We start from the raw sequence: 23,591 nt of genomic DNA, 5'->3' as shown, positions 1-23,591 counted from the left end.
AATCTATGATTATCCCTTGAAAAATACTGAAGGGGAGAGGTGAAAAAAGTTAGCTAGTTTTTCGATGTGTTCTACTGTGAACTTACGCTTTTTATTGAGAATTGCTGACACAATGGATTCTGTTTTGAAAATAGGAACTAGGTCTTTTTGTTGAAGGTCAAACTCATGGATTAGTGCCTTGAGTAAGTCAACACCGCTTAAATCGGGGATAGATACATACTTTTCTTCATATTCATAAATCAGCATTCCCAGAATATTTATGTAGTCTTGTTGTTCTAGTGTTATTTCGTCAGCATCGACTATGCGATCGATCATCTCTTGGACTGCAAGTAAGTCTTTTTCTGATTTGATTGGTCGTGGTGGAAATCTTTGTAAGAGTTGGATGTAATTATTAGGTTCGGCTGTAATCATGATTTTTAGGTTTTTGTTGATAGCTAATTGTTTCATTCGTACCAGTCATCTTTTTTCCAATCGTTTCTATCGTATTCGGCATGGGTGAGAATATTACGAATAAAAATCTTTTGGTACTTATAATCAATGAATGCGATGAATGCGATTAAACGGTATTTATTGCCTCCGATATTAAAGACTGTCAGATTTTTTACTTGATCGGCTGAGGCAAAAACTTCACGCACTTCGATAAAGTTTTGCCATTTGGCATTAATAGCGATTTTATGCCAAAGGAGTAAACTCGTTTTTGAGTCTGGATGCTTTTCCCAAAATTCAATAAGGCGCGATCGCGTGATGATGTGCATATATGAAATCTTAGCAAATTGCGAAGCTGATTACAAGGGTGATGATGTCAAAATTTAGCAAAATCTAGAATAAGGAAAGACCTTATTTTAGTTTTTCGCTAAAAACTAAAATAAGCACCATTGGTATTTTAGTTTTTTGATTGGTGACGCTGATATCCAGATGCTAATAAAATATCGGCGATCGCATTTTCAAAGGCTTGTTCAGATGTAGATTTAGTTGCCATAAGAATATTTTTAGAATATTTTTTTAAATGATTGAATTTGGACGGTTTATCGGTTTTCCATCTGCGTCAAAACATGATGTTGCAGTACCTGTAAATATTTTGATTAATTCTCTTTTTACATCTGGGTAATCTTTGAATACATTCATCCATACCGAAAAAAATCCACAGTATTTGGCAACTTCTAAGACAAGTTCTCTAACTTCATTTGTTTGCTCTAAGATTTCAAAATTATTTCTACAACTCTCTGCTGAAGCCCATGCCAATTCACGATCTTGCCAACGCTTATCCCTTGGTGCTGGTCTATTCCCGCCTGATGCTTTATGACGTTGCAATCCAACTAAATCTAATAATGCTTGTGCTTTATTTTTCTGTACTTCATTCAGATTGTCTGCTAATTGAACAAATCCACCTTTGGAATAAGCAAAAGCCAGAAAAGTATTATCGCGATCGCTCCAGAGAAAGTTATCGACTTCTACGGATTGGTCTCCTTTGACAGAATTGCAGTTAGCGCAACCCAATAAAAAATTAGTCCATTCTGTTTTTAACTCTGGGTGCAAATCTTTCGGTACGACATGCTCAACTGCTAGGCTTGCAGGTAGTCTGCGTTCACAGTAGCTGCAATAGGTTCCTAATCTTTCCTCTAGATCTCCAATAGCATACTTATATTCAGAGTAAGTTCGAGGTGCTGTGCCACGTTCAACGGGTCTCATGGTTGCGCCTCTCCTGTTTCTTTGCCATTGCTTCTAGTTTGAGAAAAGCGCTTAACCCAGGATTGTTGGAAAAAGGTGCAGCGGCAAGGCGGTAATCTATTTCTGCTTCTAAAAGTTCCTCAGATTCTACAGTTTCTGGGTTTTGAAGCAGATCAATATATTCTTCTGTGGCTTTGGCAAGTTCATGGGCTTTTAAGCTTTGTTGAGGTACTTCGACTGATTGAATATCTTCGGCAATGTCCTCAATAGATTGATTGGCATATTCCAAAAAACGAGTGTCCTCAAGTCCAAGATCGAGAATTCTTAGCTCACCTTGCTCGATTGATTGGATAATAAATGGTGAATGGGTAGAGCAAACAAACTGGATCGCGGGAAAAGTGGTTTTGAGATCATTGACGACTTGACGTTGCCATTTGGGATGTAGATGCACATCAATTTCATCAATCAAGACTAGCCCAGATGTTTGCTGCAAGAGTTGCGGTAATGCTTGATTGTCTGTATCTATTTCTTCAGTTAGGAAAGCAGCATTTTGAGTAACGATTTTGATGGCAATGTCAGCAATTAGACCCACCATCATTTTTTGTCCAGCACTAAGGTTGCTAAAGGGTTGGGGCTGACCATCGATAGCGATCACAATTTCACCGCGATCGCTATCAAACCAAAGATCATTAGCATTAGGAATACAGCGCAAGATCGCGAACTTTACGACCTTGTATCCCGATCGCATTTTTCCCTGTCGCTTGACAGAGGCGATCGCTTCTTTTTGAAACCAAGTATGTAGATCAGCGATTCTGATGCGTTCTTCAAAACAGCCATAGAAGGCATCCCAACGACGGGTGGGACTACTGACAGTTGTAGCTTTTGGATCACGTTGGTTGGAGGCTATCCAAACTCGACCTGCGCCGTAGTAGGCGATAATCGGCAACCAGATTTTCTCTCCTGCTTCAACCTGTTGAAATAAGGTGGAAATAATTTTTAGAGCTTTTTCAGCTTCAAAGTTGGATGTGCGGGAGCCGTTAGGTTTAATTTGTCTGAGCCATTGGACAGGCTGATTATTAATTGTGCCGATCGTATTAATTTGTGTTGGTCTGCGTTCTACAAATTGGGTGATTGTATCGGTGACGATCGCTTCTAGGCGGATTTCTGAGCGCAGGATGTTACGGCGGCTATTGTTGAGGGTAGTATCGGGGGATCTTACGAGCCAAACTCCTGCGGCGATCGCTAAGGCATCGAGAATTGAGGTTTTGCCTGTACCGTTATCACCCACTAGCAGGGTAAATTGTGGGTGCAAATCAAGGGCATAGTCGGCAAATTTTTTGAAGTTTTTGATCTCTATCCGATTAATTTTCATTGAGATACCTCGTTTTGTGAGTGTTTGCTCATTTCTTGTATGTTGATTTGTCCTGTGACGGCGGCGGTGATTAAGGCTGAGCGGCGTTCTTTGAGAAGAGCGATCGAATCAGTAAGAGCATTTTTTAACTCTTTGTTCTTCTCGTCTTCTTTAGCAACTTTATCAATAAGCTCTAGCTGTTCTGACTTGGGCGGGACTGGAAATCGGATTTCAAAGAAATTCTCTGGGTAGATGCGTAAACGTGACGACCAAACGCCTTTAGACCAGCGTACAACTTCAGCAATGAAAGGTTTAGAGCGACAAAGTAACTCCATAAATTCAGGTAACAGATCGCCTTTAAAAATGTAAACATGATAATCAGGACTGACGATACCATCAAGGGGGCTTACTCCCATTGCACCCATCCATCCCCATAGCGTATTTGTAACAAAATCTCCTTTTGTACAGCGTTTATAGCCTGTCATGTCTTCAGCTTTGAACATATTCACTTGTTTATCGGCACGGGATGTAACACCCGTGATATGAGAAACAGAAAGTAATTCTTCATCACCACTGTCCGATCTTTCATCTCGAACTGAAAATAGGTTTTTTGCTCTTTCAATATTCCAATGTTGTGGAATATCTCCTAGCCAGTCTAGTCCCGATCGCTTAAAAGCAACATTAGGATCAAGTCCGCGAGTAACGGCGTGGCTAATTAGGGCTTCGCGTTTTTCTTCTAGCAGGGTGAGCATTTGCTCTTTGGCGGCGATGAGGTTGTCTATTTGTATGGTTTCGCGATCTAAAAAGTCTGCAATTATTATCTGTTCATGAATTGGCGGCACAATACACAATACATTTGCGACCTGAGAAATAGTTACAGCATCATATGTACTCCCAGTTGAAACCGAAAGCAGCTCGATTTTAGCTAATTCTAAAAAGTACCGAATGAAATCTTTATTACATTTTTCTTCTATTGGAGTAATTGAGCAAAGACCGCGACCAATACCATATTTTTGATCAGCAAAGTTTAACTCTCCAACAGGCGCTCTAACCGAAAGAAGAATATCATCTTTCAATGCAAACTTCTTTGCACTCTCAGAATATAAACATGGTTGGGGATGACTAGCCCCAAATTCTGCTTTCCCTTGCAGGAAAGGTATTCCTATACCAGTGTAGTTATAATCAGAGGAATCAGCAGATTGCCCCATATTCAAAGAAGAAATAAATTTTAGTTTCAGTAAATTCCAATGCTGTGGAATATCACTTGTCCATCCAAGATATCTCAACTGTCTTGTTTTAAGAGAGAAACTCATTCTGTCACCTCTTTTAGCATCTGCATAATTCGGTTTTCAACTTCTGCCAACTCAGCATCAATAACCTTCAAATCCCTTGGAGCCTGATACTTAAAAAACTCTCGATTAAAATTAATCTCATAGCCAACCTTCCCGATCGCACCGTCAAGCTCATCCCACAACTTGCGATCAGTATTAAGCCAAGCATCACTCACATAGGGGCGCACCTCTCGCAAAAAGAACGGCACAATATCTTCCTTTAATGGCACATTCTCATTATCCCGCAAACTCGGATTGGGTTCATAAGTGACAGGCTTAGCTTTCTTTTCTGTTGGATTTGCAAACACACCAAACACGTGATCTAACTCTGACTGAGCATAATTAGGGAAATCCGCCACAGTGACAAGCCCCTTCGCGCCCGTCGTCGCAATCACTGGCGCAGCATCAGGATCGACAACCGTAAAACAACTACGGAAAAACTGCTTTTGCTTAGCACCCTTAGCCCCAGCAGTCCAACCCACCTCACAATCCTTAAAAACACGCTGCACCTTTATCCAAACCTCATTCCAATCCAAATAAAGCTCATCTCCCAATTCCTGTTCCATCTCAATAATCGGATCGTAAAGCTCAGGAAAAGCATTCAAGAAAACCTCCTTCGCCTCATCCGTAATTTGAAAACGCAACCGCAACGGACGCTCCACCGTAATCCTGCGATAGCCAAAATCCGCATTATCGAAAATCTTAGAAGTCTCGCTCTCCCCAAACTCCCCATGCTCGCGGGTTAGCGTCTCAATAGTCGCACTATCCAAATAACGGCGCTTATCCCCCAAACTGCGCTTCATCGGTTGCCATCTGTCCCGACTATCGATCAATTGGATTTTGCCTTGGCGTTGTTCAGTCTTGCGGTTCGTCACCACCCAAATGAACGTACCGATACCAGTGTTATAAAACATCTGCTCAGGCAAAGCCACGATCGCCTCAAGCCAATCATTTTCGATAATCCAACGGCGAATATCACTCTCTCCCGAACCCGCACCACCCGTAAACAACGGCGAACCATTAAACACGATCGCAATTCGCGAACCCCGCTTATTTTGTTGCAGATCCTCCGAGGGCAAATACTCCTGCCGCTTCGACAGCATATAAATCAAAAACAACAACGCCCCATCATTTACCCGTGGTAACTTCCCACCGTAACCATTGAAATCCTTCCAACGACTAATCTCCTTCTGTTCCGCTTTCCAGTCCACCCCAAACGGCGGATTAGCCAACAAATAATCGAAACCCTCAATTTCCGCAAACGGCGGCGCAGTCAGCGTATTACCAAACTCAATTCGACTATCCTTATGCCCCTTAATCAACAAATCCGAAGCCGCCACCGCAAACGATCGCGGATTGTAATCCTGCCCGAACACCTTCAAGATCGCCTTTTGGTTATGCGCCAAGATCCAATTTTGCGCCTCCGCCAACATCCCACCCGTGCCACAGGCAGGATCGCACACCGTCACAATCGGGCTACCACCCGTCAAAATATCGCCATCAGGCTCCATCAACAGATTCACCATAAGCTGAATCACCTCACGGGGCGTAAAGTGATCCCCCGCCGTCTCATTTGCCGCCTCATTAAACCGCCGAATCAAATCCTCAAACACCAGCCCCATCGTGATATTGTCCACGCGATCGGGATGCAAATCCATCTCCGCAAACTTAGCCACCACTAAATAGAGCCGATTTGACTCCTCCATTTTCTCGATCTCTTTGTCAAACTCAAAGCGATCGAATATCTTGCGAATATTCTCCGAAAAGCCATTAATGTAATCCTGCAAATGCCGCCCCACATTATCAGGATCTCCTTTCAAAATCTGGAAATCAAGGGGACTATGGTTATGAAAACCCAAGGATTCGCCATTTTTATCCTTAGCAATAAAGTTCAGGGTTGAGTCCACATTGGTAATTTTGCCACTAGCCTGAAGTTGAGCATATTTCTTCAGCACTTGGGGTTTACTCGCCTCCAGCACCGAATCAAAGCGCCGCAACACCGTCATCGGCAACATCACCCGCTCATATTGTGGTGGACGATAAGGACCTCGCAACAGGTCAGCAACAGACCAGATAAAGTTTGATAGTGACTGAAAACTGGCTGAACTCATACGGGCTGGGGGCTAATATCTTTAGGCGATCAAGGCTCTACTTTAACTCATTGCCACATTCTGTGCCTCTCTTTGATCAATACATTGGTTAGGCGGTAGTGCTAAAAAGGTAAGGATTTAAATAGGTAAGAATGGGCGGCGCGAAGCGCCGCCCATTCTTACCTATTTAGCACTCAAATGTTTAGGCGATCGCTGACAGCTTGCGAAAAATTTTGCAGTCATAGTTAAAGCGAATCGCCCTCATGACATATTTTTAGAGCGATCGCGAAATGTTATCATTGACATCATTAATTGATTGCAAAGATGGCTAGCATTACGATTCAGAATTTAGATGATGCGCTCAAGGCAAAACTGCGGATTAGGGCGGCGCGGTTAGGGCGTTCCATGGAAGAAGAAGTGCAGGTGATTCTCAAAAATGTTCTTGCCCAAGAAGATGCTCCAAAAAATCTTGGATATTCTATCCATCAGCGCTTTGCAGATATAGGTGGATTTGATTTGTCCCCAATTGAGAAAGAACCGATTCGCGATCGCGACTTAATACTATGGTTTCTCTAGAGGAAAATTGATGAAAGCTCTGTAAAGCGCGAACTATCTTGATCAGCAAATTTACTTACACTAAAGTATGACAAATTATTAACTCTTTAAGCTAATCTTAAGACTGTGTGATGTGAGAGTAGCTGCTTGTTTTACGACAAGCAAATTTTTATTAGTGTCAGTGAGTCATGAGCAAGCAAGAAAAAAAGCCAAAAGATTTTAACGATCGCGTTGAAGAGACTGAAAATCTAAAACAAAAGCCATCTTTTCGCCCTAAATTGCGGCATATCTTAGTGATGCTGTTCTTAGGTATCGTAGTTAGTGGTGCAGCCGCAAGAACTTGGCAAATTAGTAGTAAACCAAAATCAATCGAGCCGATCGCCCAAGATCCCAACTCGCCAATCAAACTATTTGATAATAATGGGTATCCGATCTTGAATCCGCAGCCACCTGCGGATTCCGAAGTGTGGGAATGTGATGTGACCGTTGTTGGTGGTTCATTGGGAGGAGTAGCCGCAGCGTATCACTCGATGAAAACTGGGGCAACAACTTGCTTAATCGAGCTTACGCCGATGCTCGGTGGACAGGTGAGTTCACAGGGCGTTAGTGCGATCGACGAATCATTATTGATGCGCTATCGTCAACAATTTCCCCTCAGTTGGACGCATTTTAAAAATATTATTGCCAGCCAGCCAGCCTTACCAGATAAATACTCTTACTTAAAGCCAGGAGCCGTGGTTGCGGATACCAATAGTTGCTGGGTGGGCAATCTTTGCTTTACGCCCTATTCGGGAGAACTCGCGGCTGAAGAGTTTTTGCGTGAGTCCCAGCGCTCAGCGCCGAAAAGTCGATGGGGCACACAGATTGCTTTTAAGGGAGCGAGTTTTAATGAAAAAGGCGATCGCATTACCGCCATTCATGCCGTAAATCGTATACCTCGCGATCCCAATTATTTACCGCAAGGTCGCCTATCTCGCGAAATCAAAAGCTGGTTTAATTGGAACTCTGACGAAACTTTTAACAAGAAGCCTATTCGTTTACAAGCTCCCGCAGGTAAGCAAATGATCGTGATTGACTCCACTGATACTGCCGAACTGATCGCTTGGGCAAATCTTCCCCACCGTTTAGGTGCTGAAGGTTTTGCCACAACAGGTGAAGTTCATGCTGTGGCAGACAATCCAGAATGCACGCAAGCATTCACGTTTCCCTTTGTTCTGAAAATTGCCGATGATGAAGGGCGATCGCTTAAAGAACTTCGTAAAGTGCAGCCAGGATATTCCCGCGAAGAGCATCGTAAAGATTATGACTTGGGTAGATTCCCCATGTTTGAAGGCAACAGCGTATTCAACTATCGCCGTATTGTCAGCATGAAGCGTGATGACCCATTTAAGGCAATTCCTGCTAAAGGCGATATGACCGTCATTAACTGGAATCGAGGTAATGATTGGGGGCTGATGAATCCACCTTTAATCTTGACTGATAAACAAATTCGAGATTCTGGACAGCAACAAAACTGGCTAGGGGGGTTGAATACCACCGCTCTTAAGGATGGGGAAAATCACGCATTGTTATTTGCCGAATGGATAATGGAAAAGTACGTATCCACAGAGTTTCCCTTACGGCTAATGTCAGGATCTGATAGCCCGATGCCCACCGAGTCTGGGTTAAGTATGTATCCATATATTCGTGAAGGTCGGCGCATTTTGGGGAGATCGGCTTATGGTCAATCGGAATTTCTCATGCGCGAGCAAGATATTCGTAATGATATGGAAGGTGGACGCAGCTTTAATGCTACTTCGATTGGGTTGACTCACTATGCGATCGATATGCATGGTTGTCGCTATCGCAATTGGGAACCATCGAAAGCGCCAAGCTCTGCTCCTGCCAATGAAGATAAAGTCCGCCCAATTATTCTGCCATTTGAGAGTTTAATTCCTCAGCGCATTGATAATTTGCTGATGGGAGGTAAGGCGATCGCAGTTAGTCACATTGTCAATGGGGCAACTCGCATTCATGTGGGAGAATGGTCGGCAGGAGCTGCTGCAGGAGCTGCCGCTGCTTGGATTGTCTTACAAGACGATCCATCTCTAACTCCGCAGGCAATTCTTGATCGCGGTAGGATTGGTGATCTTCAAGCGCTTCTGAAAGCGCAAGGCATGTTAGTGGAATGGGTAAATTAGCATAACTATAGCGCTTTGCGCTTTAATTAAAAGCTATTTGTATCTTACTCATTTGAAAACTGCTAAAAAAACCAAAAATCTGTACCGTCCGCGAAGCGGACGGTACAGATTTTTGGTTTTTATATTTAATTTTGCGTAGCTACTTATGTTTGCGATTTGCTGGAAATAGTCGTAAACACTTGCTTAACCGTTAGCAATACCAAACCAATAGCAATCACGGCAAAAATCATAGTTGCGCCAGTACCAATCGCTAACAATAACGTACGAACTAGCGTGGCAAGCCGATTAGCAAGAGTATTTGTCGTCTGTAAAGGTGCTAAAGCTAGCTTGTGCGCCATCATATTGGTAAATGAGTAAAGTCCAGTGGCGAGAGTCGCGGAAATGGCTACTCCTGTAAGATTCTTAAAAGGAGAGGGAGCAGTTTCTTGTACAGATTTAGATGGGGCTTCTTCAGTCATATCTGGTTTGCAAATTTGTAACTAGATTTTGTAACTAGATGAGGAGAGGTAACGGCAATAATTGCCGTTACCTCTCCTTAATGTATATTGCGACTTGCGATCGCAAAAAAATCACTTAAGCAGGCAAAAAACTTAATATCTTTGACCACAAAATGATTTAAGATATCCGCACTCAACACAAAAATGCTAGTCCCACTGGAAACAGTGGGCTTTTTTCTGTGTACTTTTATCATTGCACAAATGTTTGTGCGGTGAGACAACGAAATTTATATGACAACATCAAAAAGAGAAAAGGTGGCGCGAAGCGCCGCCTTTTCTCTTTTTGGGTACAGCATTATGGCTCTTGAGCTTAAGCAAATGTTGCATATAACATTTACATAACTTCCATATATCTTTTTGATAACAAAACTATACTAAGAATCGCTTTTAAATAATTAAAAAAGTGAATAATATCTATAACAAATACTTTCCTAAGCTTTGTCAGCAAGAAATTAAGTAGCTAGGCACAATTAAATATAAAACCCCAGAATCGTTGCCGCCCGCACAGCAGTCGGGAAAGATTCTGACTCTGGGTTTTTAATTATGCCGAGTTACTTATAAGCTTTAGGTATTGTTTAGTTAATACTTTAAAGAATGAAATTATTATGTTCTGGACAGCAGATCGTATTTACTCTCAAGGAATCGAACAAGCGCAACAAAGAATTTATGAATTCTTTTTAGAAATTGTGCGCCGTAAATCCCCAGAGGAAGTATTAGCTGATTTTAAGAATTTATTCATAAATTTTAGCGAGAGTCATAATCCCGAAATCACTCAAGCGCTTGATCAAATCTTGACTGCATATAATGAAAAAGAGTTTTTTTATACGCTAAGACGTTGCTGTTATATTCTCATCAACAATTGGACGGTTAGTAATAATCGAGTAAGTATTCAATCATTGATTGATATTTTTAATCATCCTTCAATTCACAAAAAACCGAAATCTATTAAATTAAGAACGATTAGAATTTGGTTGCAGACGTTTATCCAGAGTGAAGATTTTCAATCCTTACAACTATTTACGCTGCATCTGGAAGGTCATAGCAACAACGATCAAAAATGGGGAGATCGCTTTGCCTCTTACTTGTTAGCTTATCAGTATACTAATCCTACAAGTCCTCTAGAACAAAGACAAGCTGCGAATTTATTAGCTCAAAAGATGAAGGATAAGTTTAAGTTTGATCTGGCAATGTATACTGCGCGTGTTGGCACACAATCGGCTCTGCAAAATTATCAAAAAAACCCTACGAGCTTAAGCAATAACGTAATTAACCTTGTTACACTTATGCTCACGAAAAAGAGTGTGCTGAACTGTCAAAAGTTAGCTGTTAATTTTCTTGAGAATGTTAAGGACTTATCTTATCAAGAATTCAAAGTTAGTTTGCTTAAATATCTTGATTTCTCAGTTACTGATGCCGAAATATCTGAAACAGTACAAACTAAACTACAAGATGGCTTATTGGAATTTAAATCAAACCATGATGATTCTCCTGTTAATATATCCCTGATTTTAAAAACCACTAAGTATTTAATTGGCGAAATTACGATCAGCGATCGCGGGCAAACAACAGAGTTATTTAATATTTTACTGCATCATACAAACCCGATTAATTTAGTCGTATTGCTTCTAAAGATTTTATTACTTAATGAATCTATTCGCCCGTATCTAGAACTAAGTGTAGCTTCCATAATTAAGTACTACAGTCAATATAGTGAATCCAAGTGTAAATCGGTAATTGCGTTTATCGATATGCTTAATATCGCCCTTGCCATTTATGCTGGCGAAACTCGCTACAACATTGTGAGAATGAATCCATATGATTCATATGAGTTGTCAAATCCACAGGAAAATGACGTTCAATCAGATTCACGCATTTCTACTTTTGACACCAGAAAATATCGAATATTTTCGCAGGCTCGATAATAAATCCAAAAAGCGTGAGTCGGCACTTTGCACTGACTCGCGCTTTTTAAAAAATACCTTTACATATTCCTTCGGCAATAAATTCACTTGCCCGAGCAGTGATCGCCATCTCCGTCAAAGTGGGACTTTGCCAACCAGAAGAAGCCCAACAAGCTCCATCGGTGACAAAGAGATTAGGAGCTTCCCATAACTGATTATGAGCATTCACCACTGAATTTGTGGGCGAGGTTCCCATTCTTGCGCCGCCAACTTCATGGATATAATAGCCTGGGGGAGAAGAAAATGCCATTGTTTCCTCCATCCGACTGACGAATTCCGAGAATATAGGCACATGGAACATATCGGTTAAATTCATATTCTTGCCGCCTGCAAGTTTGATGATTTCATCAATTTGTCTGTGCATATGATCTAGCATCAGATGCTCGTTCTCTGACCATGCACATTCTATATGTGGAACAGGAATTCCCCATGCATCAACTACTTCATTGCTTAATTGAATTTGATTACTATAGCGAGGTAAAACTTCGCCATGGGCAATTAGAAAACCAATAGAACCCGATCCCACTTTGCGGACAATACTTGGTAAATCAAAACGTTGTACTCCACCCCAGATTCCATAACCACGCAAAAACTTCTCTTGCTGTGATGCTAAGTTGCAAAAACAAGGAATAAAAAAGCTATCACATCCCGAAAGATCAAAAGTTTTTGGTTGTTTAATATTGGGTAAGAAAAAGAAGGTTGAGGTGGATACATGATCCATCAAATAGTGACCGAGCATTCCTGATGGATTGGTCAATCCAGCAGGTTGGTATTGCTCAGTGGAATGTAAGAGAATCCTCACTGACTCAATCGTGGAAGCACAGAGAACAACTGTTCGACCGAAAACTTCATGGGTGGTTTTACTATTGCGATCGCGATATGCCACACCACGAGCTTTGCGCGTATCTGGATCAAATATGACATGACTGACCACAGCATCCGATCGCAAAGTGACATTGCCAGTTGCGATCGCGGCTTTGAGCGACGATCCGAGGCTGGAATACAAGGGCCATGGCTGCTCTGGAGTGGGACGGTGCAGACCGAAACCCCGTGAAGGGATTAGGCAACGGTCTGACCAATTTGCTTCTACAACTTGCTTTAAATGCATTTCAGCAGGAGTAAGGGGCAGTGTCGCTTGATATTCACCGTCGGGAAGTTGGGCTAAACCTTCTTGACTGCCATGCACCTGAAAAAATCTTTCCAATTTACCGTAGTAAGGCGCGAGATCGGCATGTGCGATCGGCCAGTCTTGTTCATGCCCATCACGACTTGCCGCTTTAAATTCATAATCCGATAGCCGCAGTGTGATTCCGCCCCACGTTAAGCTTTTGCCTCCCACCTGACGACCGCGAATCCAGAAAAAGGGTTGATCTGGTGGTGTGGTGTAGGGATTATCTTTTTCATCAATAAACAAGTCTGGGTTGGCTTTCCAGTACCCAGGGTGCATTGATTGGTATGATTGCCGTTTAGAAATAGCAAGATTGTAAAAGCGCTTTGCCATATCCCTGACTTGATGCCCTAGATCTGCCTTGGCATCGGGAGTGCGACCTGCTTCTAAGACAAGGACTTTGAGCCCACGTTCGCTCAATTCTTTGGCCGCAACGCCGCCATTGGCTCCAGAACCAACCACGATCGCATCATAAATTTCTGAAGAGGGATGGGTACTCATCTTATTACTTGACAAACCTTAAGCTTTTAGATATTTGCTTGGCAACTACAGCAATTTAATATCTTGCCTGAAAATGCCCCCAGAATTTCAAAGGTTTCGCGGATTACCGTTTGCTTGATATAGCCAAGTGAGTTAAGACATAAACCCCATTTATAGAGTTGCTGCGCTTCGCGCCGCAACTCTATAAATGGGGTTTGTTATTGTTCTAACATAAGTGGCTATAGCTATACGTTCCACCTAACATCATTTAGTTTTAGTAATAAACACTTTGAGAGCTTGCCAACAGCGTACCGAACAAATTTCAGGAGTGATTGTATTGATTGGTATCCATTGGATGCCCTTTGCCCCTATTTCTGGATCGGAGCTACTCAAAACGCAAGAAGCTCTATTGACAGAGCATTGATAAATAATATTAACATTGTGGAGTAATCGATCTTCCATAATTGGATCAGGGAAAAAACTATCCGTTGCCGCTAATAATTGATCGATCTCAAAGTTAATTATTCCTGTCTCTTCTTGGATTTCTCGCCGTAGCCCCTCTAGAATAGGTTCAGATGGTTCAAGTCCACCTCCAGGTAAATCCCAACAGTCTATCTCTGGCAATGTCATTTGGTGGATTAATAAAACTTCATCTGAATCCACAAAAAATCCATTGACCGTTACTCTCAATCTTGTCTGTTGCATCATGCCGAGCCACGTAGTCAGATTTTTGCTTTGCCTATCCTATATCCAAAAGACAGCTTTCAACAATAGTTCTAAAACTATTTAAATCTGGAGTTCTCAATCTTTCCACCTTTGCGAGATCATCCCAGATTCTTAGTTTTACAGCATCTTTTGCGTAAGGTTTTGCTATAAAAATCGAGGCGTCCTCCTTAGAGTAAGCTCCTCCTTGCAAAAGCAAACTGCTTTTAGAATTGGCAGATAAATTCTCGTAATAGGCAGGATCTACAACACAAAGGTATTGCTTTGCCTCTACATGTAATGAGATCGGCTGGGTGACAGCCTCAGAAAACAACATTTGCAGCAGTTTTGCCCCTTCATGCTCGTGGCGATCGTCGATCGCTTGTTCCGTAGGATCTTCGCCAAATTCATGAATTAAATGACCTAAATCATGGAGCAAACAAGCAGTAATAAGTTCCGCATTAGCGGAATGCTTTTGGGCAAGAGTAGCGCATTGCAGACTGTGCTCCAACTGACTGATTGGCTCACCGCCATATTGTGCATGTCCGCGAGTTGCTAATATATCTAGGATCTCGGAAAGACTTACTTTCATTCTATTTCTCCAAATTAAATTGAGCCTCAAGCAAACAACCAAATTCCCGTACAAAATCGACGGAAACGCGAGCATGAACTGCTCCTTGCTTGTCAAAAAAACGTTGTTTGCCAGCGATCGGAAACACGCCTTCGTGCCATACATTAGGGTGAATATAAATTCCACAATTTCCATCAAACCGAAAGCAAATAAAATCTTCAGGTTTAACATCATCTCCAGGCAATGCTAAAGGAATGAAGAATGGCTTGTTTTCTAAGGGAAAGAATAGTTGACCGCCATCAGGATGATAGTTGGCGTGCCACAGGAACATTCTTTGTGGTGTGTGATTGCGATCGCGATTCGCAAAACATGGCTCAACCGCATAAGCCAAAATATAATGACCATCAACGGCTTCATTATGTCCAAACAGGATTTCGCCTTTCCATTCACTTAAAAATACACCTTCTGTAGTTCCAGCTTGATCTCCACTATCAAGATCAACAGATCTCCAGCCTTGAGATTGCCAACGCACAATTTCAATCTGAACTTTAATAGGATCGTTCACCAAATACCCATATCCTTTTAAAGCAAAATCTGATGCCTCGATAATGGGCATCACAACACGCTTAAGTCCCGAAGGAATATTAGGGTTGAGATAATCTATGGTCATGACGATCGCTATAAACTGCGAAATAGGGGACTAAACTCTTGGGTAGTCATAAAGAAGTGATGATGCGCTATGCTCCGCTAAGCGCATCATCACTTCTTATATAAAAGCTGATATATTCTCTTCAGCTAAGCCAAAAGAGAGGGTCATACCAGCACCACTGAGGGCGTTAACCAAGATGACGTTAGGTTCTGGCTCTGCGATAAACTCAGTCTTGCCTGGGAGCTTTGCATAAACTCCATGCCATGTTTCCGCGATCGCTATCGACGGAAACTTAGCAAATTTTTGTAAGTAATCGAGAACGTAGTCGTTGATTTCTGCGCGATCAAAGGGTTCAGGATTTAATCCATATTCGTGGGAATCACCGAGGATCAATTCTCCCAAGCCATTTTGAGAAGCCATAACATGTATTCCCCACTCAAGGAAATGCGGAGTTTCTATTTCGACTCTTCGCTTCAAGGCATCAAGAGATTGACAGTTATTAAAGGAGCCATAGTGAGTTAAGGTCAGCCCCGCACAGAGAGAAGGACCTAACCGCCATTTTTCTGGCTGAGGTTTAGTTCTCATCATTTGTAATTTGACCTTAGTTATGTTGCTTTCTGCATAAACATCAGGATAGAGCGTCTCTATATCAGCACCACTACAAACAAAAATGCGATCGGCAGTCCAAGATTCATTGCCTACCTGTAGATTTGGATACGAAATCGCGTTTACTGTCTTTCCAAATTGAAATTTAATCGGATAGTTATTTGCCAAAAAAGTTGGTAGTTTCTGAATTGCTTCTCTGGGGTCTACAGTCATTTCTGTTCTACTCCAGAGCGCACCTAGCAAACTTTCCGTCACCGCAGCATTGCTTTTTTTTGCGACTTCGTCTGCATTCAACAAGGCGATCTCACTATTGTTTTTATTAAAAGCCATAAATTCTTCAAGAACGTCAAGTTCGTCTTGGCGATAGGCAAGTAATAATGAACCACTGGGATCGTGATATAGTTCTGCTTTCTCAGCGATTTCAATCCAGATCTCCCTAGACCTGATTGCGCGATCGCGTAATTTTCCAGTTGGTTGACCTATTGGCCAAACCATCCCAAAATTACGGATAGAAGCCCCAACAGCCGCAAGATTTCGTTCAAAAACTGTTACTTTGTAACCGCGTTTGACAGCAGCCAGAGCATGGGCAAGTCCAACAATGCCTGCACCTACGATCGCAACTTCTGTATGATTTATCTGACTCATTTTTGTTTATAAACTGGATAATTTATTTTGGAATTCTGTCAAGGATACAACTAAGCCATCGTTGGGATAAATGGCTAATTGCTCATGAGTATGAGTCCCATTGGTGACTCCAAAAGTATAAAGACAATTTGCATTGCAGCCAGCCAAAAGATCGGAAGGAGTATCGCCAATACAAATCACTTGTTGCGGGCTGGTGATTCCCAAATGATACATTGCCTTTTGAATCATATATGGGGCTGGACGACCTTCTTGGTTATAGATCTCAGATGGAGTGATCGAGGCTTGAATCAACGAGTCATCAGAGCCGACATAATTAGCATTCAGTCCTTGATCCCAACCGAGGCGACTGAGAATAATATTTGTTACTTCGCGATAAAAGCCAGTGGTCAAGGCAACTTTAATTTGATGCGATCGCAGCCAGCCAAACAACTCTAAACATCCCTCAGTCGGCTCAACTGGTTGAGTACGATAGTGGGCTTCTAAAATTTGTTTAAACTCGACAAAGGAAGCTTCTACTTTTGACGTATAGCTGGGATCATCTTTGTCTATCTGTTCCGCCCAGAGAGTTTGAAAAACCAGCTTTTTAGAAATCCCCATCATCGCAATCACTCTGTCGGGCTGAGCTTCTAGCCCAGTCTTTGCGGCTGCTTGCATGAAACATTCTTCAACTTCGCGATCGTCTTTGACGGTCGTACCAGCCATATCAAAAACGACTAATTTTATTGCAGTCATGATTTTCAACTTTTCTTAATTTCTATTATTTGCGATATTGAAAGATATGGTTTTGCGCTTTACGCGAAACTCTTTTATCGTTTTAGCCAAGTCTGTGTGCTTTTTGATAAACCTTTTGTTAACAACCAATAGAGAATCCTCACCGCAATACTTGTCAAAACTAGAGCCGTAGACATCGCCGCTGCGGGAGCAACATCACCCGCGTCATCCATATTGACGATCGCCACGGCAGCTAGAGGTGCATTTGGGGGATATAAGAAGATAATTGCGGAAATAGTCACCATCGAATTGACAAAAAAGTAACTGCCTAATTCTAAGATTGCAGGAATAGTTAAAGGAATCGTCACCTGCCAAAAAGTTTTGTAAAATGGCACGCCCATAGAAGCAGAGACTGACTCAAATTCTGGATCGATTTGCTTGAGTGCCGTGCTTGCTGTTAAGAAGCCAACAGTATAAAAGTGGATGATATTACAGATGACTAACAGAGCGATCGTTCCATAAAGTCCGTTAAAAGGATTTACTAACGCCAGATTTGTATATGGAATATTCCATAATGGCTTGTTAAAGAAAAAGACATACGATAGTCCTAGTACTAGACCAGGTAAGGCTAGGGGAATTGTCGATAAGAAATAGTTAAACGATCTCATCAGTTTAAATCCTTTACCTTTCTCGACTAGGTACGCTCCCAAAAATACCGCGATCGTTCCAAAAAAAGCAGTATAAAGAGAAACCTGAATACTATTCCAATAGGCATCTAGTCCGCCGCCACCAACTGTATTAAAGTCGTAATGCTTAGTGGTGAGAGTGAAATTATAGGGCCATACTTTAACCAGAGAGGCAAGAATAATTGTGCCAAATACTAACAGAATAAAACTAACAATAAAGCTACAAAAAGCAAACATTAGCCAGTCTAATTTTCGATTAGGGCTGGGTTGAAAAGGAACAGATCGACTGCTTACTAAAGCGGTTTGGCGACTTTGGAAAATGCGATCAAGAATATAAGCGATCGCAGTTGGAAGCAGTAAAAATACGCCAATTGTTGCACCCATCGAGAAGTTCTGCTGACCAATTACCTGCTTATAAATATCAGTCGCAAGAACGTTAAATCCACCGCCAACTACTTTAGGTACACCAAAGTCAGTAAAAGCTAGCGTAAAACAAACAAAAATTGCACTCATTAATCCATACTTCACGCTCGGTAAAGTCACCGTAAAAAATACTCGATGAGCGGGAGTACGCAGAGCTGATGCTGCTTCATAAAGTCTGGCATCAGTAATATTTAAAGCTGTCATTAGCAAAATCACAGCTTGTGGAAAACAATACAGCACCTCACCAATAATGATGCCATTAGAACCATAGAGGTTAATATCAAATCCTGCAATTAGCGAAAAAAAGCCAGTAGTTATTAAGCCCTTATTCCCAAACAGATAAACTAATCCAATGCTATGAGCAAGAGGTGGGATAAACAAAGGTAGTAGACCAACAATGCGAAAGAAAGGCTTGCCAAACATCGCAGTTCGAGTTAGAGCATAGGCATATATAAAACCTAAAACGACTGAGATCGTTGCACTAGCGATCGCGATATAAAAGGTGTTAAATATCGAAACCGAAAGCGCTGGAGTTTGAAAATAGCGAATGTAATTATCTAGCCCGATCCATTGTCCATCCGTATCCTGAAAGCTGCGGATTAACATTGGATATAGCGGAAGTAAAACTCCAACCAACAGCCATAATGTACTTAAAATGATCAAACCCCTCAAGATCCAATCTTCTTTAGTAAGGGTTTGCTGAACTTGGGCTTGAGGCTGAAATGGAAAGATGCGTTTTTTTGCTGGTGCTAATGTCATAGGACGGCTTACTTAAAAATGAGAAAGTGCTAATGATGGCAGGTAAACTTTACAGTTAGGATAGGCGGCGCTTTGAGCCACATATCCTAACCCATTGATTATTTAGGGAAAATTTGCAAATGCTCGGTAGGGATTTGGATTTTTAATGTTGTTCCTAAACTTAAATCGATCTGTCTTGCCTGATGAATCGACACCTCAATCGTTATAGCTGCTTTAGAATTACCATCTGGACGCAATGTAATGTGGTACACAGAGCCAAGAAATTCTATACCTTCGATATCAGCAGTTACCACGTTAACTAAATCCTCATTTTGATTGCCACTATCTAATAACTGAATTGATTCAGGACGAATTGCAATCTCAATCTGGCTATTTACTTCTAATTCTCCAATATTTGCATCCAGCAAAATATTGCCACATCGAACCTGAGTAGAAGAAATAACTTCGCCAGTCAAAAGGTTTGTGGAACCAATGAAGTTTGCGACAAAAGGAGTCTTGGGATTTTGGTAAACTACACGAGGCGTTCCAACTTGAGCGATTACACCTTTATCCATAACCACAACGCGATCTGCCATCGTCAAGGCTTCCTCTTGATCGTGAGTTACCATAACAGTCGTTACACCCAAACGCTTTTGCAATTGAGTGATTTCAACACGCAGACGACCTCTGACTTTTGCATCCAATGCTGATAATGGTTCGTCTAAAAGTAACAAGCTCGGAGATAGTGCTAAAGCTCTCGCTAGGGCAATCCTCTGTTGCTGTCCTCCAGACATTTGCGCGGGATATTTCTTCCCAAAACCTTCTAAGCCAACTGTCTCAAGTAATTCCTTTACACGTTGCTCGATCTGCCCCTTAGGCATAGGTGTATTCTGCAATCCATAGGCGATATTTTGCGAAGCCGTAAGATTAGGAAATAATGCATATGATTGAAAGACTATTCCAAAGTCTCGTTTTGCAGGTGGTAAATGAGAAACATCCTTACCTCCCTGAATTACACGTCCAGTGGTTTGCTGTTCTAAACCAGCGATGATTCTTAATAATGTTGTTTTTCCGCAACCACTAGGACCCAATAAACAGACAAATTCTCCAGCATAAACATTGAGATTAATATCATTAAGAGCAATAAATTGTCCAAATGACTTATGGATTTTCTCAATTTGGAGATATGGCTGCCCTAGATCTATTTGATGCATTGAGGAAGCAAAAGAAGCATTTTGCTCTTGGTTTTGCTGAACGTCAACAAATTCAACCTGTGAGCTAGCTGGATTTGCGATCTCGTCTGTCCCATCTGGAGGATTTGTCATGATTTTCGGGTGCTTTAGCAGTTTTTAAATGATTGTTTTCGAGAAAGATTGCTTTACAATCTTTCTCGAAATTTTATTTACTTCTTCTTAGCTTCAGACTTGGAATCGTAACGCTTAGTCCATTCCGCTAAAATAGTGTCGCGATTAGCAGCTGCCCATTTCAAATCATTCTTAGGAAATAGCTGCTTAACAGGGTCTTCAGGGAAGCCAGCAGGAATTGGAACATCGGTCTTAACGGCAGTTAAGGGGAAGTTCTTGGCATACTTTTTGGAAATTTCTGGAGAAATTGCCCAATCCAAGAAAGTCTTAGCGGCAGGATTAATATTAGCTTTCTTAACCAACGCATTAGCCTCAACATCCCAGCCAGACCCTTCCTTAGGGAAAACTGGCTGGATCGGTTCACCAGCATTTTTTTGCTTTACAGCACGATATCCAAAGGAAATACCGATCGCATATTCTCCAGAGCCAGCAAGTTTGCAAGGTTTAGAACCAGAATGGACATATTGAGCGATGTTCTCATGTAGGGCATCTAAGTACTTCCAACCCTCAGCATCTCCCATCATTTGCAAGATAGCGGATACAGAGAGAAAACCAGTTCCCGAAGATGCAGGATTGGACATTACAATCTGACCTTTGTACTCAGGTTTAATTAGATCAGCCCAAGATTGAGGAATTGGCAAGTTCTTTTTGCCAGCTTCTACGGTATTAACACAAAAAGCCGATTCCCATGCATCAATTCCAACCCAATGGGGTGGGTTTTGACTATCTCTAAATTGAGGCTGAACTGCATCGAGTCCTTTTGGTGCATAAGGTTCTAACATCCCTTGCTTATCGGCAACAAGTAAACTTGAGGCAGCAAGCCCCCAAACTACATCGGCATTAGGGTTGTCTTTCTCAGCAAGAAGTTTGGCAGTAACTACGCCAGTAGAGTCGCGAACCTTGTTAACCTTGATGTCAGGATATTGCTTCTGGAATAAAGGCAAATATTCTGATAATTGATCGTCTTCGAGAGCAGTATAAATCGTAATACCGCCAGTAGTAGGTTTAGCCGCTTCGGTTGACTTAGCTGTGTTAGCGCTAGTATTTGTTTGAGCTTTGTTTTCGGGAGTCTGTGTCTGGACGCAGGCTGTTACAAATACGGTTAGAAGAAAAGCTGACAGTAGACTTAAGGAAAAGCGAAGCCACTTTTTATTGATAAACATAATTAATTACTCCTTATAAAACAGTAAAAATATTCACTTCAAAATCTCCCAATCAATTTTAGAAGTTAGGTAAGGATGGTCGGCGCGAAGCGCCGACCATCCTTACCTATTTAGGACTACCTTCTAGAAAGTGAATAGTGTTCTAATCGTTGCCACCCAAGTTGTAGGGTTCAATGCATTGTGGTTGGGATTGAAGATAGCAATTACACCAGGAGTAACTGATATATTCTTGCTGACGCGAAAAGAATATTGGAGTTCAAGAAGATATGCAGTGTCTGGATCAACTCTTGTGGGGTCACTATTTGAAGTGACTTTTGGGGGCATTCCAAAAATGATTCCACCTCTATTGCCTTCAGCAAAGAGATCGGGGAATGCTAGGTTAACGCTCCAGTTAAACAAGTTAGCAGTTCTGCCAACATTTGTTCCTGACTCTTGTCGGGCATTGGCAAAACCAACCCAACCACCAAAGTTGAATCCTTTTGTAACCAACCATTCAAACTGAGCACCATAGCGATCGGCTGAGGTATCAGAGGCTCCAAACGGTTGATTTCCGAAGTTACTACCCGTGCTTGAAGATAGGTTGACATCTTTAGCTGGCTCAAAGCTACGAGCATACATCGCTCCGATTTTAAAGTTTTTCGCAGGAGCAAAAACAAACTGCAAGTTTGCGATGTATGCACCGTTGAATAAACCATTCTGTCCTGTCGGGACATTAGCGCCACCTGCACTACTAGCAGACTTACCAAAGTAACTAGCAGCTATAGAAAATTGTGGATCGATTTTGTAATTAAACCCAATGCCAATACCTGATGGCCCACGGAATGTTAGCGGATCGTAACGCCCAAATCTTGATAGCGCACCTCTATCACTACTGTCAAAATATGGATTTAAAGTGTCAGCGACATCATCTGGATCAAGATTGTTGGCTGCTACATAGGCGGAGAAATTACTCCCAATTGGGAACCTGTAAAATAGCTTCTCCATCTCAAAAGTGTTTGCTGTGTCTTGAGTAAAAGCCAAACGAGCCATATTAGTGCCTGTAGCACTCCCAATATTGGGCGTATTGCCTGCTTGCAAACGAATACGAAGAAAATCTTTGCCAGTAAAGCTCGTATCAAAGTTAATTCTTGTGCGATATGAAAAGTTCAGATTCGTAGAATCGGTGGTTTTTTGAGGGTTTTGAATCGCTGTTCCTGTTCCTACGCCGCCAAAGGTATCGGCAAGAGCAAAAATCAATGTGCCACTTAGTTTAGTAGTGGTGGAAAACTGTTGGGCTTCTAGCTTAGTGACTTTGGCATCAAGCGCGTCAACTCGACCTCTTAGTGTTGCAAGTTCTGCGGCAAACTCTTCTTGAAGTTTCTTTAGCGTGGCAAGGTCTTCCTTGCTGACTTTATCTGCTAAACCAGCAGAAATAATTTCGTTGATCTTATCCAAACAAGCATTTAAACCAGCCGCAAATTCATAACGCGATAAGGCTTGCTTTCCTCGGTAAGTACGATCAGGAAATCCAGCAATACATCCATATCTTTCCACTAGGGACTGCAATGATGTAAATGCCCAGTCTGTTGGTTTTATATCAGAGAGCTGCGATACTGAAGTAACATTTTGGGAGGCTTTTTCTGGCTCTTGAATAGAAGACTCAGTTAGAGTATCCTTCTCGATTTTTTGTAAAGTGTTATGTACCTTCGCGCTATTTTGAGAGGTTGAAATCGATATTACTTCATTTGCACTGGCGGTTCCAGCGGCGAATGGTAATAACAGAACTGAAGCAACTAAAAATGGTTGAACCGAAAACTTTTGAAAATAAAACATGATGCCTTTTTCTCACACTGAAAATCATCATACTTTTCAGTTTGCATCCATGATTTAACTTTGGATTAAGCTTGATTTATATTTTGGTAGTCCAACCCTAAAAAGCAACCGAAAGCCACGTAAGTAAAGAAGCCTCGTGAGTAAAGAAGCATTGTAATGATGCATCCTATCTTAGCATTTGTCAATGAAGGCAAGATCTCATTCTCAAGAACAAACTTAATGCCCTTTCTTTTTTGGAAG

20 protein-coding genes are annotated in these 23,591 nt (G+C 41.7%); 3 read left to right on the top strand and 17 right to left on the bottom strand.

Features of this window, described 5'->3' with window-relative positions; translation table 11 throughout:
- Nucleotides 1-9: 9 nt before the first annotated feature.
- The 6 genes from APA_RS15425 to APA_RS15400 form a co-directional block, all read right to left on the bottom strand.
- A complete protein-coding gene (locus APA_RS15425) occupies nt 10-411 on the bottom strand; it encodes a type II toxin-antitoxin system HigA family antitoxin (RefSeq protein WP_201323156.1) in 402 nt (133 codons plus the stop codon).
- A 32-nt stretch (nt 412-443) separates the two neighbouring features.
- On the bottom strand, nt 444-755 hold the full coding sequence (locus tag APA_RS15420) for a type II toxin-antitoxin system HigB family toxin (protein WP_201323155.1): 312 nt from the start codon (nt 753-755) through the stop codon (nt 444-446).
- Nucleotides 756-1,002: 247 nt separating this feature from the next.
- Nucleotides 1,003-1,689 (bottom strand): HNH endonuclease, encoded by a 687-nt coding sequence (locus tag APA_RS15415; RefSeq protein ID WP_201323154.1) that lies wholly within the window; start codon nt 1,687-1,689, stop codon nt 1,003-1,005.
- Nucleotides 1,676-3,040: an AAA family ATPase gene (locus tag APA_RS15410; RefSeq protein WP_201323153.1), complete on the bottom strand. Its 1,365-nt coding sequence runs from the start codon at nt 3,038-3,040 to the stop codon at nt 1,676-1,678. Before APA_RS15410 ends, APA_RS15415 begins: the two co-directional genes overlap by 14 nt.
- Nucleotides 3,037-4,332, bottom strand: a complete 1,296-nt coding sequence (locus APA_RS15405) for a restriction endonuclease subunit S (RefSeq protein ID WP_201323152.1) — start codon at nt 4,330-4,332, stop codon at nt 3,037-3,039. Before APA_RS15405 ends, APA_RS15410 begins: the two co-directional genes overlap by 4 nt.
- Nucleotides 4,329-6,461 carry a class I SAM-dependent DNA methyltransferase gene (locus tag APA_RS15400; RefSeq protein ID WP_201323151.1) on the bottom strand — a complete coding sequence of 711 codons (2,133 nt, stop codon included), beginning with the start codon at nt 6,459-6,461 and terminating at the stop codon, nt 4,329-4,331. The genes APA_RS15405 and APA_RS15400 overlap by 4 nt, the downstream gene beginning before the upstream one ends.
- A gap of 303 nt (nt 6,462-6,764) precedes the next feature.
- On the opposite strand from APA_RS15400, the gene APA_RS15395 reads away from it, so the two are divergent.
- Together APA_RS15395 and APA_RS15390 are read left to right on the top strand one after the other, a co-directional pair.
- A complete protein-coding gene (locus tag APA_RS15395) occupies nt 6,765-7,016 on the top strand; it encodes a plasmid stabilization protein (protein WP_201323150.1) in 252 nt (83 codons plus the stop codon).
- A 167-nt stretch (nt 7,017-7,183) separates the two neighbouring features.
- Nucleotides 7,184-9,175 carry an FAD-dependent oxidoreductase gene (locus APA_RS15390; protein WP_201323149.1) on the top strand — a complete coding sequence of 664 codons (1,992 nt, stop codon included), beginning with the start codon at nt 7,184-7,186 and terminating at the stop codon, nt 9,173-9,175.
- 143 nt (nt 9,176-9,318) lie between these two features.
- On the opposite strand, the gene APA_RS15385 is transcribed toward APA_RS15390, so the two are convergent.
- Nucleotides 9,319-9,633, bottom strand: coding sequence for a DUF3082 domain-containing protein (locus APA_RS15385; protein ID WP_201323148.1), 315 nt, complete (start codon nt 9,631-9,633; stop codon nt 9,319-9,321).
- A gap of 644 nt (nt 9,634-10,277) precedes the next feature.
- Here APA_RS15385 and APA_RS15380 point away from each other — a divergent pair.
- Nucleotides 10,278-11,594, top strand: a complete 1,317-nt coding sequence (locus APA_RS15380; RefSeq protein WP_201323147.1) for a hypothetical protein — start codon at nt 10,278-10,280, stop codon at nt 11,592-11,594.
- Nucleotides 11,595-11,640: 46 nt separating this feature from the next.
- Here the strand turns inward: APA_RS15380 and APA_RS15375 are convergent, their stop codons facing one another.
- The 10 genes from APA_RS15375 to APA_RS15330 all read right to left on the bottom strand — a co-directional run bounded on the left by APA_RS15375 (nt 11,641) and on the right by APA_RS15330 (nt 23,351).
- Nucleotides 11,641-13,302 carry a GMC oxidoreductase gene (locus APA_RS15375; protein ID WP_201323146.1) on the bottom strand — a complete coding sequence of 554 codons (1,662 nt, stop codon included), beginning with the start codon at nt 13,300-13,302 and terminating at the stop codon, nt 11,641-11,643.
- A 243-nt stretch (nt 13,303-13,545) separates the two neighbouring features.
- Nucleotides 13,546-13,986 (bottom strand): NUDIX domain-containing protein, encoded by a 441-nt coding sequence (locus APA_RS15370; RefSeq protein ID WP_201323145.1) that lies wholly within the window; start codon nt 13,984-13,986, stop codon nt 13,546-13,548.
- Between the two features lie 34 nt (nt 13,987-14,020).
- Complete coding sequence (locus APA_RS15365; RefSeq protein WP_201323144.1) at nt 14,021-14,575, bottom strand: phosphonate degradation HD-domain oxygenase; 555 nt, start codon at nt 14,573-14,575, stop codon at nt 14,021-14,023.
- Nucleotide 14,576: 1 nt separating this feature from the next.
- Nucleotides 14,577-15,224 carry an ureidoglycolate lyase gene (locus tag APA_RS15360; protein ID WP_201323143.1) on the bottom strand — a complete coding sequence of 216 codons (648 nt, stop codon included), beginning with the start codon at nt 15,222-15,224 and terminating at the stop codon, nt 14,577-14,579.
- A gap of 96 nt (nt 15,225-15,320) precedes the next feature.
- On the bottom strand, nt 15,321-16,454 hold the full coding sequence (locus APA_RS15355; RefSeq protein ID WP_201323142.1) for a TIGR03364 family FAD-dependent oxidoreductase: 1,134 nt from the start codon (nt 16,452-16,454) through the stop codon (nt 15,321-15,323).
- A 6-nt stretch (nt 16,455-16,460) separates the two neighbouring features.
- Nucleotides 16,461-17,186, bottom strand: a complete 726-nt coding sequence (locus APA_RS15350) for an HAD family hydrolase (protein WP_201323141.1) — start codon at nt 17,184-17,186, stop codon at nt 16,461-16,463.
- A 74-nt stretch (nt 17,187-17,260) separates the two neighbouring features.
- Nucleotides 17,261-19,033, bottom strand: coding sequence for a putative 2-aminoethylphosphonate ABC transporter permease subunit (locus APA_RS15345; RefSeq protein WP_201323140.1), 1,773 nt, complete (start codon nt 19,031-19,033; stop codon nt 17,261-17,263).
- A gap of 98 nt (nt 19,034-19,131) precedes the next feature.
- On the bottom strand, nt 19,132-20,226 hold the full coding sequence (locus APA_RS15340) for a putative 2-aminoethylphosphonate ABC transporter ATP-binding protein (protein WP_374101364.1): 1,095 nt from the start codon (nt 20,224-20,226) through the stop codon (nt 19,132-19,134).
- Nucleotides 20,227-20,414: 188 nt separating this feature from the next.
- On the bottom strand, nt 20,415-21,539 hold the full coding sequence (locus APA_RS15335; RefSeq protein ID WP_201323138.1) for a putative 2-aminoethylphosphonate ABC transporter substrate-binding protein: 1,125 nt from the start codon (nt 21,537-21,539) through the stop codon (nt 20,415-20,417).
- 123 nt (nt 21,540-21,662) lie between these two features.
- Complete coding sequence (locus APA_RS15330; RefSeq protein ID WP_201323137.1) at nt 21,663-23,351, bottom strand: iron uptake porin; 1,689 nt, start codon at nt 23,349-23,351, stop codon at nt 21,663-21,665.
- Nucleotides 23,352-23,591 lie beyond the last annotated feature (240 nt).

It is taken from the genome of Pseudanabaena sp. lw0831 (genome assembly GCF_016584665.1).
GTDB lineage: Bacteria > Cyanobacteriota > Cyanobacteriia > Pseudanabaenales > Pseudanabaenaceae > Pseudanabaena.
This window is presented reverse-complemented; position numbering and strand designations above follow the sequence as displayed.